This window comes from Roseateles violae (assembly GCF_030410485.1).
GTDB lineage: Bacteria > Pseudomonadota > Gammaproteobacteria > Burkholderiales > Burkholderiaceae_C > Roseateles_D > Roseateles_D violae.
Genome location: NZ_JAUHHC010000002.1, coordinates 182,720 through 197,495 on the forward strand (window position 1 = coordinate 182,720; position 14,776 = coordinate 197,495).

Annotated in this window: 17 protein-coding genes; 10 read left to right on the forward strand and 7 right to left on the reverse strand. The window is 70.1% G+C overall.

All coding sequences use genetic code 11. The annotated features are described in order from the left end of the window. Window positions 1-19: 19 nt before the first annotated feature. The 3 genes from QWJ38_RS06405 to QWJ38_RS06415 are packed head-to-tail and all read left to right on the forward strand — an operon-like array spanning window position 20 to window position 2,249. Complete coding sequence (locus QWJ38_RS06405) at window positions 20-571, forward strand: TlpA family protein disulfide reductase (protein ID WP_290358227.1); 552 nt, start codon at window positions 20-22, stop codon at window positions 569-571. Further along, the gene (locus QWJ38_RS06410) at window positions 568-1,680 is read left to right on the forward strand and encodes a transglutaminase-like domain-containing protein (protein ID WP_290358228.1); all 1,113 of its coding nucleotides are present in this window, start codon (window positions 568-570) and stop codon (window positions 1,678-1,680) included. Before QWJ38_RS06405 ends, QWJ38_RS06410 begins: the two co-directional genes overlap by 4 nt. After that, window positions 1,677-2,249: a nitroreductase family protein gene (locus tag QWJ38_RS06415; protein ID WP_290358229.1), complete on the forward strand. Its 573-nt coding sequence runs from the start codon at window positions 1,677-1,679 to the stop codon at window positions 2,247-2,249. Before QWJ38_RS06410 ends, QWJ38_RS06415 begins: the two co-directional genes overlap by 4 nt. 8 nt (window positions 2,250-2,257) lie before the next feature. Here QWJ38_RS06415 and QWJ38_RS06420 read toward each other — a convergent pair whose 3' ends face one another. The 3 genes from QWJ38_RS06420 to QWJ38_RS06430 all read right to left on the reverse strand — a co-directional run bounded on the left by QWJ38_RS06420 (window position 2,258) and on the right by QWJ38_RS06430 (window position 4,520). Beyond that, entirely contained in the window at window positions 2,258-2,812 is a 555-nt protein-coding gene (locus QWJ38_RS06420) for an NADPH-dependent FMN reductase (RefSeq protein WP_290358230.1), read from the reverse strand. Window positions 2,813-2,877: 65 nt separating this feature from the next. Continuing rightward, window positions 2,878-3,894, reverse strand: a complete 1,017-nt coding sequence (locus QWJ38_RS06425; RefSeq protein WP_290358231.1) for a 2-dehydropantoate 2-reductase — start codon at window positions 3,892-3,894, stop codon at window positions 2,878-2,880. Between the two features lie 80 nt (window positions 3,895-3,974). Beyond that, window positions 3,975-4,520 carry an Mpo1 family 2-hydroxy fatty acid dioxygenase gene (locus QWJ38_RS06430; RefSeq protein ID WP_290358232.1) on the reverse strand — a complete coding sequence of 182 codons (546 nt, stop codon included), beginning with the start codon at window positions 4,518-4,520 and terminating at the stop codon, window positions 3,975-3,977. A gap of 59 nt (window positions 4,521-4,579) precedes the next feature. Between QWJ38_RS06430 and QWJ38_RS06435 the strand changes: the two genes are divergently transcribed. After that, window positions 4,580-5,335: a hypothetical protein gene (locus QWJ38_RS06435; RefSeq protein WP_290358233.1), complete on the forward strand. Its 756-nt coding sequence runs from the start codon at window positions 4,580-4,582 to the stop codon at window positions 5,333-5,335. 64 nt (window positions 5,336-5,399) lie between these two features. Here the strand turns inward: QWJ38_RS06435 and QWJ38_RS06440 are convergent, their stop codons facing one another. After that, window positions 5,400-5,951, reverse strand: coding sequence for a GNAT family N-acetyltransferase (locus tag QWJ38_RS06440; protein WP_290358234.1), 552 nt, complete (start codon window positions 5,949-5,951; stop codon window positions 5,400-5,402). Further along, the gene (gene moaA / locus QWJ38_RS06445; RefSeq protein ID WP_290358235.1) at window positions 5,951-7,078 is read right to left on the reverse strand and encodes a GTP 3',8-cyclase MoaA; all 1,128 of its coding nucleotides are present in this window, start codon (window positions 7,076-7,078) and stop codon (window positions 5,951-5,953) included. The genes QWJ38_RS06440 and moaA overlap by 1 nt, the downstream gene beginning before the upstream one ends. A 79-nt stretch (window positions 7,079-7,157) precedes the next feature. Here moaA and QWJ38_RS06450 point away from each other — a divergent pair, with 79 nt between their 5' ends. Next, a complete protein-coding gene (locus tag QWJ38_RS06450) occupies window positions 7,158-8,102 on the forward strand; it encodes a carbohydrate kinase family protein (protein ID WP_290358236.1) in 945 nt (314 codons plus the stop codon). Here QWJ38_RS06450 and QWJ38_RS06455 read toward each other — a convergent pair. Then, window positions 8,080-9,330: an NAD(P)/FAD-dependent oxidoreductase gene (locus QWJ38_RS06455; protein ID WP_290358237.1), complete on the reverse strand. Its 1,251-nt coding sequence runs from the start codon at window positions 9,328-9,330 to the stop codon at window positions 8,080-8,082. The genes QWJ38_RS06450 and QWJ38_RS06455 overlap by 23 nt on opposite strands. A 108-nt stretch (window positions 9,331-9,438) precedes the next feature. Between QWJ38_RS06455 and QWJ38_RS06460 the strand changes: the two genes are divergently transcribed. Both QWJ38_RS06460 and QWJ38_RS06465 read left to right on the forward strand, forming a co-directional pair. Continuing rightward, complete coding sequence (locus QWJ38_RS06460; protein ID WP_290358238.1) at window positions 9,439-10,683, forward strand: putative DNA modification/repair radical SAM protein; 1,245 nt, start codon at window positions 9,439-9,441, stop codon at window positions 10,681-10,683. Continuing rightward, complete coding sequence (locus QWJ38_RS06465) at window positions 10,680-11,495, forward strand: TIGR03915 family putative DNA repair protein (RefSeq protein ID WP_290358239.1); 816 nt, start codon at window positions 10,680-10,682, stop codon at window positions 11,493-11,495. Before QWJ38_RS06460 ends, QWJ38_RS06465 begins: the two co-directional genes overlap by 4 nt. Here the strand turns inward: QWJ38_RS06465 and QWJ38_RS06470 are convergent. Continuing rightward, the gene (locus QWJ38_RS06470) at window positions 11,485-12,090 is read right to left on the reverse strand and encodes a phenylacetic acid degradation protein PaaY (protein WP_290358240.1); all 606 of its coding nucleotides are present in this window, start codon (window positions 12,088-12,090) and stop codon (window positions 11,485-11,487) included. The genes QWJ38_RS06465 and QWJ38_RS06470 overlap by 11 nt on opposite strands. 99 nt (window positions 12,091-12,189) lie before the next feature. On the opposite strand from QWJ38_RS06470, the gene QWJ38_RS06475 reads away from it, so the two are divergent. From QWJ38_RS06475 to paaK, 3 genes are read left to right on the forward strand one after another with little or no spacing between them, the layout of a single operon-like run. After that, entirely contained in the window at window positions 12,190-12,993 is an 804-nt protein-coding gene (locus QWJ38_RS06475; RefSeq protein WP_290358241.1) for an enoyl-CoA hydratase-related protein, read from the forward strand. 8 nt (window positions 12,994-13,001) lie between these two features. Next, entirely contained in the window at window positions 13,002-13,439 is a 438-nt protein-coding gene (gene paaI / locus QWJ38_RS06480; RefSeq protein ID WP_290358242.1) for a hydroxyphenylacetyl-CoA thioesterase PaaI, read from the forward strand. 18 nt (window positions 13,440-13,457) lie between these two features. Beyond that, the gene (gene paaK / locus QWJ38_RS06485; RefSeq protein ID WP_290358243.1) at window positions 13,458-14,765 is read left to right on the forward strand and encodes a phenylacetate--CoA ligase PaaK; all 1,308 of its coding nucleotides are present in this window, start codon (window positions 13,458-13,460) and stop codon (window positions 14,763-14,765) included. The last annotated feature ends 11 nt before the right edge of the window (window positions 14,766-14,776 follow it).

The following is a 14,776-nucleotide window of genomic DNA, read 5'->3' on the forward strand; positions in this document are numbered from 1 at the left end:
CAGCCACTACGATGGCGGGATGTTCCGTTCCCGCCGCAACGTCCTGACCCTGATCGCCGCCGGCCTGGCCGCGCCGCTGCGTGCCGCCGATGGCGGCTGGCTGCGCCGGTCCTGGCCCAGGAACCAGCCGACGCCGGCGCTGGACCTGCCCGGCTTCGACGGGCCCGGCTTCAAGCTCGCCGAGGCGCGCGGCAAGCTGGTGCTCCTGAACTTCTGGGCCAGCTGGTGCGAGCCCTGCCGCAGCGAGATGCCGGCGCTGGAGCTGCTGGCGCAGCGCTATGAACGCGAGGGCCTGCTCGTCGTCGCCGTCAACCACCGCGAGACCGATGCGGCGATCCGGCGCTTTCTGCAGGCGATGCCGGTCGAACTGCCCATCGTGCGCGATGCCGACGGCGCCGCCTCGCGCGCTTTCGGCGCCCGCATGTTCCCGACCAGCGTGCTCATCGCTCGCGACGGCCGCGCGCTGTTCTCCATCATCGGCGAGCTCGACTGGAACGCGGCCGAGCCGCGGCAGTGGATCGAGCAAGCACTTTCAACCAAATCATCGAATAGCCAGGACAAGACGATATGAGGACCTCCCGACTCTCGCGCCGCGAGCTGCTGATCGGCGCCTGCGCGGCGCTGCCGCTGCCCGCTTTTGCACAAGCGCAAGCGCCTTACCGCTTCGAGCCCCAGCCGGGTGCTTGGCGCAGCTTCGAGACCACGATGAGCGTTGCGGTGGCCGACGCCCAGGGCGCGACCCGGCTCTGGCTGCCGATGCCCGATGTGGAGACGGACTTCCAGCGCAGCTTGGGCCAGAGCTGGAGCAGCAGCAATGCGGCCGAGCTGCGTGTCGTCGCCGACCCGGCCAGCGGCGTGCGCATGCTTTACGCCGAGTTCCCGGCGACGGTGAAGCAGCCGGCGCTGCAACTGCTCAGCCGCTTCCAGACGCGCAACCGCGTGGTCGACTGGACGAAGCCCGGCCGCGTTGCCGAAGATCCGGCCCTGCTGCAGGCGAATCTGCGCGCGACCGAGCTGATCCCGGTCGACGGCCTGGTGCGCAAGACCGCGCTGCAGGCGACGGCCGGCGCCCGGACCGACGTCGAGAAGGTGCGCGCGATCTACGACTGGCTGCTCGTCAATGCGCACCGCGAGCCCAAGGTGCGTGGCTGCGGCACCGGCGATGTGCGCACGATGCTGGAGAGCGGCAACCTCGGCGGCAAGTGCGCGGACCTGAATGCGATCTTCGTCGGCCTCTGCCGCTCGGTCGGCGTGCCGGCGCGCGATCTTTACGGCCTGCGCCTGGTGCCCTCGGCCTTCGGCTACAAGGAGCTCGGCGGCAATCCGGCCAATCTGAAGGGCGCCCAGCATTGCCGCGCCGAGGTCTTTCTGCAGCAGTACGGCTGGGTCGCGATGGACCCGGCCGATGTGCTGAAGGTGATGCGCCAGGAGACGCCCGAGTGGATCAAGGACCCAGCCCATCCGCTGGTCGCGCCGGTCAGGAAGGCGCTGTTCGGTAGCTGGGAAGGCAACTGGGTCGCCTACAACAGCGGCCATGACGTGATGCTGCCGGGCGGCGCCGGCAAGGCCTCCATCCCCTTCCTGATGTACCCGCAGGGCGAGAACGCCAGCGGCCGCTTCGACGAACTGGCGCCGGACAGCTTCCGTTACACGATCAGCGCGCGCGAAATCACGGTATGAGCGCCGACGAAGCCTTGCAGGCGCTGCTGGGCCGCTACTCGGTCGGGCCCAAGCATCTGGTCGAGCCCGGCCCCGACGAGGCGCAGCTGCGCCTGATGGTCGAGGCGGCGCTGCGCGGCCCCGATCACGGCGAGCTGCTGCCCTGGCGCTTCAAGGCGGTGTCCGGCGAGGCGAGGCTGCGCATGGCCGCGCTGTTTGCCGCGGCCGCGCGCCGCGCCGGCAAGGACGAGGCCGGCGCCGCCATCGACGCCGAGCGTGCGCTGCGCCCACCGCTGACGGTGGCCGTCGTCGCGCGCATCGACCTGGGCCACCCGCAGGTGCCGGCGCACGAGCAATGGGCCTGCGTCGGCGGCGCGATCGCGAACTTCCTCAATGCCGCGCATCTGCTGGGCTTCGGCGGCAAGATGCTCAGCGGCGCCAAGGTGCGCGACCCCGAGATCGCCGCCGCCTTCTGCGCGCCCGGCGAGACCCTGCTCGGCTGGATCGCGCTGGGCACGCCGGCGCGCCGCCCGGCCGGCCCCTCGCGCAAGGGCGGGGTCGAGCAGGCCTTGCAGCGCTGGCCGGCTTAGGAAGACGATCAGCCCTGGTGCTGACCGACGAAGGCGACGTAGCGGTCCATCCAGCCCTGGACGAATTTGCGGCTGTCGGCGCCGATGCCGCCATCGGCATCGAAGAGCCCGTCCTTGGCCTGGATGAAGGCCTCGGGCTGGCCCAAGGTCGGCACGTCCAGATAGGCCAGCACATTGCGCAGATGCTGCTGGGCCAGCGCGGTGCCGATCGCGCCGACCGACACGCCGATGACCCCGGCCGGCTTGCCGGCCCAGGCGCTCTGCCCATAGGGGCGCGAGGCATGGTCGATGGCGTTCTTCAGCACGCCGGGCATCGAGCGGTTGTATTCGGGCGTGACGAAGATCAGGCCCTGCGAGGCGGCGATCTCGGCCTTCAGGCGCTTGACCGGCTCGGCCTGATTCGCATCGTCGTCCTGGTTGTACAGCGGCAGATCACCGATCTCGAGCCGCTTGAGCTCGAACTCGGGTGGCGCCAGCCGGGCCAGCGCCGTGGCCAGCTTCTGGTTGAAGGAATCGCGGCGAAGGCTGCCGACGATGACAGCGATCTGGATCTTCTGGGCCATATCGTTCTCCTGAGTGATGGGAAGCGGGGAACGGACCCAGCTTACCCGCGCCGCGACGATTCTGCTCAGGCGATGCCCAAAGCCTCTTCGAGTTCGCGGGGCGCATAGGGCTGCGGCCGCTGCGGCCAGGCCTGAACGAGGGCCAGCATGCGCGCGTTCAGCGGCGCCTGACGGCCCAGGCGCTGGGCCAGGCGCACGACCTCGCCGCTGAGCGCATCGATCTCGGTTTTGCGCCCCAGCGCCAGATCGTCGGCCATGCTGGAGCGCGCCTTCGCGTCGATCTTCAGCATCTTGGCGGCGAGCAGGCGGAACAAGGGCGTCGGCAGGCGCAGCAGCTGGATCAGCTTGCGTGGCGGCAGCGGCGTCACCTGGGCCGCCGTGATGCCGGCCGCCTCCAGCAGTTCCAGCGCCTCGGCCTGCAGCGCGGCGAAGCAGCGCCGGTAGCCGCGCTCCAGCAGCTCGGCGCGCAGCGGCCGGCCCGACAGCGCATTGACCGGGTTGTTCAGATTGATCAGCAGCTTGCCCCATTGCACCGCCTGAAGATCGGGCTGCAGGCGCAGCTTCAGGCCCTGGCCGGCAAAGCCCTCCTGCAGCGCGCTCAGCGCCGCATCGTCGGGCGCTGATTGCACCGCCAGCGCACCGCCGGTGCCGCGATGGAAATGGCCCGGCCCCAGCTCGGCGATATTGAAGGGCACCATGCCGGCGCGCCAGTCCAGCGCCGGCGCCGCCTCGTGGGCGCGCTCGGCATTGCCGATGCCGTTCTGCATCGAGACGACGATGGCGCCGGCCGGCAGCGCCTGGCTCAGCTGCCGGGCCGCCTCGACGGTGGCGCCGCTCTTCACGCACAAGAGGGTCAAGCTCGGCAGCAAGCCGCCCGGCAATGCCTCATGCAGCTGCAGCGTCGCGGCCGGCAGGCGCTGATCGCGGCCGTCCAGATCGCTGATCCGCAGGCCCTGTTCGCGCAGCGCCTGCAACACGCGCGGGCGGCCGACGAAATGCACCTGGGCGCCGGCCGCGGCCAGCACCCCGCCCAGATAACAGCCGACCGAGCCGGCACCCATGATCAGAATCGTTTGCTGCATCGGGTCGAGATCTCGCAGGAGAAAAAAAGGCGCTGCCGCTTCGGCAGCGGCAGCGCCCGGATATTGCTGCGCGCGGCGGCTCAGGCGGCCGGATGGGCCAGGTCGCGCAGATGGGTCGGGCCGGCGCGACGCTCGATCTCGGCCAGCAGGCCCGCGCCCCAGCCGAGCGCGAACAGCGCCTCGCCGACAACAAACATCGGGCCGACCAGCAGGCCGACCAGGTCGTCGACAAAGGCCGGCTTCTTGCCCTCGTAGTAGTGGCCGACGAACTGGATGATCCAGCCGAGCACGAAGCTGCCGATGCCCCAGGCCAGCCAGCTGCCGACGCTGCCGGCGGCCAGCGGCTCGGCCAGCGCCATCAGCACCGCATTGACCAGACTGGTCGCCAGGCCCAGCATCAGATTGCGGCGCGTCAGGTACCAGATCGTGCTCAGCGCCCAGAGCAGCCAGGCACCGTTGGTCTGCAGGCTGCCGAGGCCGAACTGCGCACGCGCCAGCAGCACGCCGATCGCGAACACGATCAGCGGAATGCCGACGAAATGGGTGGCGATATTGCGGCGATCGCGGTGGTAGCGCGCGTACTGCACCATCAGTTCGAGCGCGGGGCGGAAGGGGCTGGCGGCCATGGCTGTCTCCATCTCTATTGGCGCTATGCTAGTCCAGCACTTGCGGACCAGACGCCTGAATGGCAATTATCCGACTCCCTGCTTTCCCTAGGCCGCGCCTGCTGCTGCTGCTGCTGTCTGTGCTGCTGCTGGCCGGCTGCGCGGCGGCACCATTGCCGGCCCCCGCACCGGACGCCGCCGCCGACGAGCCGCTGAGCCAGCGCTATGCCCGCCTGCAGCGGGAGCAGGGCGGGCGGCTCTACCGCCTCGACGCCGCGCAGTCGGCCGTTCGCATCCATGTATTCCGCGCCGGCCGCGCCGCCCAGCTGGGCCACAACCATGTGCTGGCCGCGCCGCGGCTGGAGGGCCTGGCCTGGCTGCCCGCGACCGGCCTGGCCGGCGCGCGCTTCGAGCTTGAATTGCGGCTGGCCGAGCTGGCGCTCGACCCGCCCGAGCTGCGCGCCGCGCTGGGCCCCGGCTGGGCCTCGGCGATCTCGCCCGAGATGGTCGCGGCGACCCGCGCCAATATGCTGGGCGACGGCAATCTGCAGGCCGGCGCTTTTCCGTTGCTGCGCCTGCGCTCGCTGCAGGTCGTCGGCGAGCTGCCGAAGCTGGCCGCGCAGATCGAGATCGAGCTGCATGGCCAGCGGCGCTGCCAGTGGCTGGCCTTGCAGGCCGAGCGCTCGGAGGCCGGCCTTGCCGTGCGCGGCGCGCTGGCGCTGCTGCAAAGCGAGTTCGGCATTGCGCCGTTCTCGGTCGGCGCCGGCCTGCTGGCGGTGCAGGATGCGCTGACGGTCGAGTTCGATCTGCGGCTTCAGACCGGCCCGGGCTGGTAGCCGGCGAGGCAGGTGACGATCGGCGCCTGCGATGCTTGCGGGTGCGCCCTGCCGGCGGTGACCGTCAGGGCCGCAGGCGCAGGTTCATCAGATCCTTGTCGAGCCGGCTGCCATCGGGCAGCTTGATCGCGCCCGGCAGGCGGCCGTAGCGCTCGAAGCCGCGGCTGGCATACAGGCGCAGCGCCGCCCCGTTGCCGCGGGTGACGCTGAGCACGACCATCTCCAGCTCGGGCTCCTCGCGGCGCAGGCGCTCCAGCGCCGCGTCGAGCAGGCGTGCACCGATGCCCCGGCCCTGGACCGCGTCGTCGACCATCATGCCGACGATATGGGCGATATGCCTCACCTTCACGCGCGGCTCGCGCTCGACCGTGATCGCGCCGACCAGCTGCGAACCCAGCCAGGCGCCCAGGCTGAACAGCGCCGCGCCATCGCCGCCGAGCCGGCCCCGGTAGCTGTCGGCCGCGCGCAGGCGCTCGGTCTCCGCGTCCGAGGTGAAGGCCTCGGGGTGGCCGGCGAGCATGCGATCGCGCAAAGCCTTGTAGGCCGGCAGACCGGCCTCGCCCAGCGGCTCGATCACGCAGTCTGCGCCACGCTCGCGGGTCGAGGTCTCGTCCATCAGCCGCCGATGTAGTGCATCTCGACGCGGCGTTCGCCGCTGTCCTTGCTGCCGCTGCTGTCGCCGCCGCTGGCGCGCAATTGCGAATAGCGGTCGGCGCGCGGCTCCCAGATCTGGGCGATCGCGCCGGCCAGCCGCGCGTCGTCGGCGCCGGCGCGCAGCAGCGCGCGCAGATCATGGCCGCGGTGCGCGAACAGGCAGGTGTAAAGCTTGCCTTCGGTGGACAACCGGGCGCGGTTGCAGTCGCCGCAGAAGGCCTGGCTGACGCTGGAGATCAGGCCGATCTCGCCGCCGCCATCTGCATAGGCCCAGCGCTCGGCCGTCTCGCCCGGCGCGCTGGCCTCGAGCGGCCGCAGCTCGAATTCGCGGCGCAACAGCTCCAGCACCGCGCTGGAGGGCAGCACCTCGTCCATGCGCCAGCCATTGGTCGCGCCGACGTCCATGTACTCGATGAAGCGCAGCACGATGCCGCTGCCCCTGAAGTGCCGGGCCATCGGCAGGATCTGCTGCTCGTTCGTGCCGCGCTTGACGACCATATTGACCTTGATCGGCCCCAGGCCCGCCGCGCGCGCGGCGTCGATGCCGGCCAGCACCTCGGCAACCGGGAAGCCGACGTCGTTCATGCGCTGGAACACCGCGTCATCCAGCGCGTCGAGGCTGACGGTGACCCGCTGCAGGCCGGCCGCCTTGAGCGCGCGCGCCTTGCGCGCCAGCAGCGAGCCATTGGTCGTCAAGGTCAGGTCCAGCGGCTTGCCGGCGGGCGTGCGCAGCGCGGCCAGCATTTCGATCAGCGCTTCCAGATTGCGGCGCAACAGCGGTTCGCCGCCGGTCAGGCGGATCTTCTCGACGCCATGGGCAACGAAGACCCGGGCCAGCCGCGCGATCTCCTCGAAGCTGAGCAGCTCGGCATGTGGCAGGAACGGGTGGTGTTTGTCGAACACCTCCTTGGGCATGCAGTAGCTGCAGCGGAAGTTGCAGCGGTCGGTCACCGAGATGCGCAGATCGTGCAGCGGCCGGCCCAGCGCGTCGCCGAGCAGACCGGTCGGCTGCATGGCGCGCGCGGGCAGGGCCGCGAGGCTCGCCAGCTGCCGCTGGTCGGCCAGCGGAATGACTTTGGAAGCTGCCATGCCGACGATTGTGCCCTGAGCGCCGCGGCCTCGCCGGGCCGGGCTTGCCAGCGCGGCGGGCGCCGGTTCGAATCGGGACATGGCGCCGCCGCTGCTGCATGCCGATCTGCCGCATTTCGTCTCCTTCGGCGAGGCGCTGACCGATCTGCTGCGCAGCGGGCCGAACAGCTGGCGCAGCCGCTGTGGCGGCGCGCCCTGGAATGTGGCGATGGCGATGTCGGGCCTGGGCGTGATGAGCGCCTTTGCCGGCGGCATTTCTCAGGATGTGTTCGGCCAGGCGATCTGGCAGGCCAGCGCCGACGCCAGCCTGGATCTGCGCTTCATCCAGCAGTTCGCCAAGCCGCCGCTGCTGGCCATCGTCCACCAGCTCGAGCCGCCGCGCTATTTCTTCATCGGCGAGGACAGCGCCGATCTGCATTTCCGTCCCGAGGCGCTGCCGCAGGGCTGGCAGCAGGCGCTGGCCTGGGCGCATTTCGGTGGCCTGAGCCTTGCCCGCGAGCCGCTGGCCGGCCGGCTTCTTGCACTGGCCCAGGCGCTGAAGGCGCAGGGCCGCAGCATCAGCTACGACCCGAACTACCGCGACGCCATGGACACGCGCTACGACGCGACGCTGGAGCGGATGTGCCGGCTGGCCGATCTGATCAAGGTCTCGGACGAGGACCTGTGCGGCCTGTTCCGCAGCCCCGATCCGCGCCTGGGCCTGGCGCAGATCAGCGCCTGGAATCCGCAGGCCTGGCTGCTGGCAACGCATGGCGCGGCCGGCGCGACCCTGTACCGCGGCACCCGGCACTGGACGGCCGCGGCACCGCCGGTGCAGGTGCTCGACACGGTCGGCGCCGGCGACGCGGCCGTCGCCGGCCTGCTCTACAGCCTGATGCGCCAGCGCGAAGCGGCGCCGGCGCGGCATCTGGCCTGGGCGGTCGCCGCCGGCACGGCGGCCTGCACGGTCGCCGGCGCCGGGTCGGCGCCGCGCGCCCTGGTTGAGCGGCTGGACGCCTTGATCAGCCCAGCACCAGGCGCTTGAGCCCGCGCCAGCTGAGCAGGCTGCCGGGCATGCGGGTCTCGTTGAGGATGCCCGACATCGCGGCGATCAGGCGCGGGCTACGGCGCGAGCGCCAGATGACCAGATCGACCAGCCAGGGCCAGCGATTGAAGCTGGTGGCCTTGCGGTACATCTGGAAGCGCGGGCGCAGCGTCTCCAGCTGCGTCGCGTAGGCCTCTTCGATTGCCGCATCGGCGGCGCCGGCCCGCAGCAGGGCTTCGGCGGCGGCAATGCCGGTTTCCATCGCCTTGCCGATGCCTTCGCCGGTGAAGGCGTAGGTGGTGCCGGCCGCCTCGCCGGCGACCAGGAGGCCCGGGCGGCTGAAGGCGGCGCCGTCCAGATTGCAGCGCAGCGGCGCGCCCTTGAGCTCGGTGAGCCATTGTCCTTCCGCCTGCAGGCGGCCGGCCAGCGGGTAGACCGCGCAGAACTCGGCGTAGAGCTGACGCAGGTTCAGGTTCTTCATGCTGCGCTTGCCCTCGCCATCTTCGACATTGTGCGAATCGAGGATGGCCACGCCAATGTTGTAGACGTCGTCGCCGGCCGGGAAGATCCAGCCATAGCCTTGCGCGATGCGCGGATGCCAGACGAAGTTCAGGTCGGCCAACTCGCGCTCGAGGCCGGCCAGCTTCACATAGCCGCGCAGCGCGATGCTGCTGGGCGTGCGGCGCTGGCAGACGCCGGCCGCCTGCAGCGGGCCGGCCGCGGCCCCGGTGGCGAGCACGACCCAGCGGGCCTGGATCTCCCGCGTCGCTTCGCCGGCCTGCAGCCGCGCGCCGATGACGCGACCGGTCTGCTCGTCGATCAGCAACTGCTGGAATTTCAGTGGGGCGAACATGCGCGCGCCGGCCTCGACGGCGGCGCGGCACAGCAGCTCGTCCAGCTCCTTGCGCGGCAGCACGGCCATCTCGCCCGGCACGTCGACCGCGCCACCGGCCGGGCCGACGCAGTGCGCATGCGTGACCGCCTGCGCCTTCGCCATCACCGCCTCGTAAAGCCCCAGGCGCTTCAGCGCGGCCAGCGAATCGGGCACCAGACCGTCGCCGCAGGTTTTCTCGCGCGGGAAGCTTTGCGCATCGATCAGCACCACCTCGCGGCCGGCCTGCGCCAGCCAGCGCGCGCAGGCGCTGCCGGCCGGACCGGCGCCGATGACCAGGAATTCGCAGCAGGCGGGCAGTTCGGCGGCGGGCCGGTTCAGAAGCGTGTCGGTCATCGTGGGTGCTGGCGTGCCGCGCGGCGGCGAAAAGCCCGCATTGTGCCGTCGGCGATCGCCATGCTGCCGATGCAATACTGTATATTTGTACAGCAATCAGTTGTCGCCATGGATCTTCAACGCAAGCTCGCCATCCTGGCCGATGCCGCCAAATACGACGCCTCCTGCGCGTCCAGCGGCAGCGAGAGCCGCGATTCGCTGGACGGTCGAGGCATCGGCTCGACCGAGGGCATGGGCATCTGCCACAGCTTCACGCCGGATGGCCGCTGCGTGTCGCTGCTGAAACTGCTGCTCACCAACCATTGCCAGTACGACTGCCTGTACTGCGTCAACCGGGCCAGCAGCAATGTGCCGCGCGCGCGTTTTCGCACCGAGGAGGTCGTGGGGCTGACGCTGGACTTCTACCGCCGCAACTGCATCGAGGGTCTGTTCCTGTCCAGCGGCATCGTCAAATCGCCGGACTACACGATGGAGCAGATCGTCGAGGTCGCGCGCAGCCTGCGCGAGGACCACGACTTCCGCGGCTACATCCATCTGAAGACGATTCCCGACGCGAGCCCGGAACTGCTGGCGCGCGCCGGCCGCTATGCCGACCGGCTCAGCATCAATATCGAACTGCCCAGCGCCGCCGGGCTGAAGGCGCTGGCGCCCGAGAAGGACGCACCGGCCATCGAGCGCTCGATGGCGCGGCTGCGTCTGCATATCGACGAGGCGCGCGCCGCCGCCCGCCCGGTCGCCCCGCGGGCGCTGCCCGGCGCCGCGGCGCGGCCCGCCGCCGCGCCGCGCTTCGCGCCGGCCGGGCAGAGCACGCAGATGATCGTCGGCGCCGATGCCAGCGATGACCGCGCGATCCTGGCGAGCAGCGCGGCGCTGTACCGGCGCCACCGGATGCGGCGCGTCTACTACTCGGCCTTCAGCCCGATCCCGGACGCCTCGCGGGCACTGCCCTTGGTGGCGCCGCCGCTGGCGCGCGAGCACCGGCTCTACCAGGCCGATTGGCTGATGCGTTTCTACGGCTTCGCGCCCGAGGAGATCGTCACCGAGGGTGGCCTACTGCGGCTGGATGTCGATCCGAAGGAGGCCTGGGCGCTGGCCCATCCGGAACATTTCCCGGTCGATCTCAATGCGGCGCCCCGCGAGCTGCTCCTGCGCGTGCCGGGGCTGGGCGTCGCTTCGGTCGACAGGCTGCTGCTGGCACGCCGCCTGCGGCGGCTGCGCGCCGAGGATCTGACGGCGCTGCGGGTGTCGCCGGCCAAGGTGCTGCGCTATGTCTGCGCGGACGGCCACAAACCGGGCGCAGCGCCGCAGCCGCCGGCGCAGCAGCAGCAGCAGCAGCAGGAGCTGTTCCCATGATCGCCAGCCTCGATGGCCCGACCGACATCGAAGGCTTCAAGCGCAGGGCCCGCCTGCTGCTGAAGCGGCATATCGAGCCTGACGAGGTGGTCTGGCAGACCGAAGAGGCGCAGCCCGGCCTGTGGACGGACGAGGGCTATTCCACCGCCGAACAGCCGGTCGAGCCCTTCGGCGTGCCGGCCTGGGTGGTGCCGCTCTGCGAGTCCGCCTTGCTGCACCGCGACCCGGGCCGCTTTCATCTGCTCTACCGCTTGCTCTGGCGGCTCGTCTGCGAGCGCGACAATATCCTGCGCCGCGACGAACTCGACGCCGACCGTCGCGCGGCCGCGCGGCTGGCGCGCGAGGTCCAGCGCGAGATCCACAAGATGCGCGCCTTCCTGCGTTTCTTCCCGCAGGGTGAGGGCGAGGCGCTGCGCCACATCGCCTGGTTCGAGCCCGAGCACCATATCGTCGAGGCCAATGCGCCCTTCTTTGTGCGCCGCTTCGCGCAGATGCGCTGGGCCATCTTCACGCCTCAGCGCTCGATCGAATGGGACGGCCAGGTTCTCCGCGGCGGGCCGGGCGTCGATCGGCGGAGCCTGCCTCCGATCGACGCGGGCGCCGCCCTGTGGCTGACCTATTACGAGCACATCTTCAACCCAGCGCGGCTCAAGCTGGCGATGATGAAGAAGGAGATGCCGCGCCGCTACTGGAAGAACCTGCCCGAGGCGGCGCTGATCGATCCGCTGGCGCAAGCGGCCGCAGCGCGCGGCGCGGCCATGCTGGAAGCCGGCCCGACGCCGGCGCGGCGCATCAGGCCGATCAGGACTTGAGCGCGGTGGCCGGCTTGGTCCCGTAGTCCGAGACCGGCAGGCGAGGGCGGTCGGGTTCCTCCTGGCTCAGCGGCGCCACCTCGCGCAGCGATTCGTGGCAGCGCTGGGCGAGGCGCTGGTAGGTCTCGGTGCCTGCGCGCTTCCAGCGGATCTCGTCCTCGCTCAGCTCGCGCAAGACCTTGGCCGGCGCGCCGACGATCAGCGACTTCTCCGGCAGCTTCAGCCCGGCGCGCACGAAGGCGCAGGCGGCGACGATGGAATAGGCGCCGACCTCGGCCTCGTCCATCACGACCGCGTTCATGCCGACCAGCGCGTCATGCCGCACCACGCAGCCATGCAGCACGGCGCCGTGGCCGATATGACCGTTCGCCTCAACGACGGTCTCCGAGGCCGGGAAGCCGTGGATCACGCAGGTGTCCTGCACATTGGCGCCCTCGTGGATGACGATGCGGCCGAAATCGCCGCGCAGCGAGGCGGCCGGGCCGATATAGCAGCCGGGGCCGACGACGACATCGCCGATCAGCACGGCCGTCGGGTGCACATGGGCGCTCGGGTGGACGACCGGGATGACCCCGTCGATCGAATAGCAGGGCATGTTTTGTTCTCCAAGGCTTGCGCCAAATCAAAGCTTACCTTACGATCTACCGACCGGTCGGTCAAGAGTGTTTCGATCGCGCTTAGCAAGGACCCGCCCATGTCAGAACCGAATATCGAGATCAGCCAGGACGGTGCGGTCCGCACCGTGACCTTGAGCCGGCCCGCGGCGCTGAATGCCTTCACCGCGCCGATGCTGGTGCAGCTGCGCGAGGCGCTGGAGGCAGCGGCCGCCGATGCGACGGTGCGCTGCCTGGTGATCACCGGCGCCGGCCGCGGCTTTTGCGCTGGCCAGGACCTGTCCGATCCGCTGATCAAGCCCGGCTTCGAGCCCGGCGACAAGCCCAAGGACATCGGCCACCTGCTGGACAACTACTACATCCCAATGGCCAAGCTGCTGCGCCAGCTGCCGATTCCGGTCCTTGCGGCCGTCAATGGCGTCGCTGCCGGCGCCGGCGCCAGCCTGGCGCTGAGCTGCGATCTGGTCGTGGCGGGCAGCTCGGCCAGCTTCATCCAGGCCTTCTCGAAGATCGGCCTGATCCCCGACTGCGGCGGCACCTGGCTGTTGCCGCGCCTGGTCGGCCGCGCCCGCGCCTTGCAGCTGGCCCTGCTGGGCGAGAAGCTGCCGGCCGCCGAGGCGCAGCAGATCGGCCTCATCTACCGCTGCGTGCCCGATGCGGAACTGGCCGCCACCGCCCAGGCGCTGGCCGCCAGGCTGGCGGCGATGCCGGTGCGCGCGCTGGCCGCCACGCGCAAGGCCATGGACGATGCGCTGCTGATGAACCACGAGCAGGCACTGCAGGCCGAATCGGTGACGCAGAGCCAGCTGGGTTTTGGCGCCGACTACCTGGAGGGCGCGGCCGCCTTCCTGCAAAAGCGCACGCCGAGCTTCAGCGACCGATGATGGCGATGATGAACCCGCAACAGCTGGCCGAGGCGGTACGCGATGCGATGCTGGCCAATGACCGTGCGACCCGCAGCCTCGGCATGGAGATCCTCGCCGTCGGCCCCGGCACGGCGACGATCGCCATGACGGTGCGCGAGGACATGCTCAACGGCTTCGACATCTGCCATGGCGGACTGATCACGACCCTGGCCGACTCGGCCTTTGCCTTTGCCTGCAACTCGCACAACGAGCTGACCGTGGCCTCGGGCTTTAATGTCGACATCGTCGCGCCGGGCAGGGCCGGCGACCGGCTGACGGCGCGGGCCCAAGAGGTTTCGCTGTCGGGCCGCACCGGCGTCTACGACATCAGCGTACGCAATCAGCGCGACGAACTGGTTGCCGTGTTCCGCGGCAAGTCCTACCGCATCAAGGGCAAGCCGATCGTCACCGGCTTGACCGACTGAGTCCCAGGAGTTGAACCCATGCCCGTGAAGATGCCCGCCCCCGGCGATCTGGAGCCGATCGAGAAAGCCAGCCGCGACGAGCTGCAGGCGCTGCAGTTCGAGCGCCTGAAATGGTCGCTGAAGCATGCCTACGACAACGTGCCGCACTACAAGGCCGCCTTCGACGCCAAGGGCGTGCATCCGGACGACCTGAAGACGCTGGCCGATATCGCCAAGTTCCCCTTCACGACCAAGAAGGATCTGCGCGACAACTACCCCTTCGGCCTGTTCGCCGTGCCGCGCGAGAAGGTCTCGCGCATCCACGCGAGCTCGGGCACGACGGGGAAGCCGACCGTCGTCGGCTACACGGCGCGCGACATCGACACCTGGGCGAATCTGGTCGCGCGCTCGATCCGCGCCTCCGGCGGCCGGCCCGGCGACATCGTCCATATTGCCTATGGCTACGGCCTGTTCACCGGCGGCCTGGGCGCGCATTACGGCGCCGAGCGCGCCGGCTGCACGGTGATCCCGATGTCGGGCGGCCAGACCGAGAAGCAGGTGCAATTGATCCAGGACTTCCGGCCCGACATCATCATGGTCACGCCCAGCTATATGCAGGTGATCATCGAGGAGTTCGCGCGCCAGGGTCTGGACCCACGTGAGATGTCGGTGCAGGTGGGCATCTTCGGCGCCGAACCCTGGACCGAGGCGATGCGCCGCGAGATCGAGCAGAAGGCCGGCATCGACGCGGTCGACATCTACGGCCTCTCGGAGGTGATGGGGCCGGGTGTTGCCAACGAGTGCATCGAATCGAAGGACGGCCCGGTGATCTGGGAAGACCATTTCTATCCCGAGATCATCAACCCGGAGACCGGCGAGCCGGTCGCCGATGGCGAGGAGGGCGAACTGGTCTTTACCTCCCTCACCAAGGAGGCGCTGCCCATCATCCGCTACCGCACGCGCGACCTGACCCGCCTCTTGCCGCCGACCTCGCGCAGCATGCGCCGGATGGGCAAGATCGTCGGCCGCAGCGACGACATGCTGATCATCCGCGGCGTCAATCTGTTCCCGACCCAGATCGAGGAACTGGTGCTGCAGGAGGCGCAGCTCAGCGGCCAGTACCAGCTGGTCGTCAGCCGCGAGGGCCTGCTCGATGCCGTCGAGGTGCGCTGCGAGCTGCAGGCGGCCCATGCCGGCGCCGATGTGAGCGCGATCGCCAAGTCGCTGCAGCACCGGATCAAGACCCTGATCGGCGTCTCGACCAAGGTCGTCATCGGCGCCCCCGATTCCATCGAACGCACGCTGGTCGGCAAGGCCCGCCGCGTCGTCGATCAACGTCCTCGCTGAGGAGATTCAAC

Bases quoted from the DNA above. Each gene is read 5' to 3' on its own strand.
- QWJ38_RS06405 (WP_290358227.1), top strand. From the start codon at position 20: ATGTTCCGTTCCCGCCGCAACGTCCTGACCCTGATCGCCGCCGGCCTG.
- QWJ38_RS06410 (WP_290358228.1), top strand. From the start codon at position 568: ATGAGGACCTCCCGACTCTCGCGCCGCGAGCTGCTGATCGGCGCCTGC.
- QWJ38_RS06415 (WP_290358229.1), top strand. From the start codon at position 1,677: ATGAGCGCCGACGAAGCCTTGCAGGCGCTGCTGGGCCGCTACTCGGTC.
- QWJ38_RS06420 (WP_290358230.1), bottom strand. From the start codon at position 2,812: ATGGCCCAGAAGATCCAGATCGCTGTCATCGTCGGCAGCCTTCGCCGC.
- QWJ38_RS06425 (WP_290358231.1), bottom strand. From the start codon at position 3,894: ATGCAGCAAACGATTCTGATCATGGGTGCCGGCTCGGTCGGCTGTTAT.
- QWJ38_RS06430 (WP_290358232.1), bottom strand. From the start codon at position 4,520: ATGGCCGCCAGCCCCTTCCGCCCCGCGCTCGAACTGATGGTGCAGTAC.
- QWJ38_RS06435 (WP_290358233.1), top strand. From the start codon at position 4,580: ATGGCAATTATCCGACTCCCTGCTTTCCCTAGGCCGCGCCTGCTGCTG.
- QWJ38_RS06440 (WP_290358234.1), bottom strand. From the start codon at position 5,951: ATGGACGAGACCTCGACCCGCGAGCGTGGCGCAGACTGCGTGATCGAG.
- moaA (WP_290358235.1), bottom strand. From the start codon at position 7,078: ATGGCAGCTTCCAAAGTCATTCCGCTGGCCGACCAGCGGCAGCTGGCG.
- QWJ38_RS06450 (WP_290358236.1), top strand. From the start codon at position 7,158: ATGGCGCCGCCGCTGCTGCATGCCGATCTGCCGCATTTCGTCTCCTTC.
- QWJ38_RS06455 (WP_290358237.1), bottom strand. From the start codon at position 9,330: ATGACCGACACGCTTCTGAACCGGCCCGCCGCCGAACTGCCCGCCTGC.
- QWJ38_RS06460 (WP_290358238.1), top strand. From the start codon at position 9,439: ATGGATCTTCAACGCAAGCTCGCCATCCTGGCCGATGCCGCCAAATAC.
- QWJ38_RS06465 (WP_290358239.1), top strand. From the start codon at position 10,680: ATGATCGCCAGCCTCGATGGCCCGACCGACATCGAAGGCTTCAAGCGC.
- QWJ38_RS06470 (WP_290358240.1), bottom strand. From the start codon at position 12,090: ATGCCCTGCTATTCGATCGACGGGGTCATCCCGGTCGTCCACCCGAGC.
- QWJ38_RS06475 (WP_290358241.1), top strand. From the start codon at position 12,190: ATGTCAGAACCGAATATCGAGATCAGCCAGGACGGTGCGGTCCGCACC.
- paaI (WP_290358242.1), top strand. From the start codon at position 13,002: ATGAACCCGCAACAGCTGGCCGAGGCGGTACGCGATGCGATGCTGGCC.
- paaK (WP_290358243.1), top strand. From the start codon at position 13,458: ATGCCCGTGAAGATGCCCGCCCCCGGCGATCTGGAGCCGATCGAGAAA.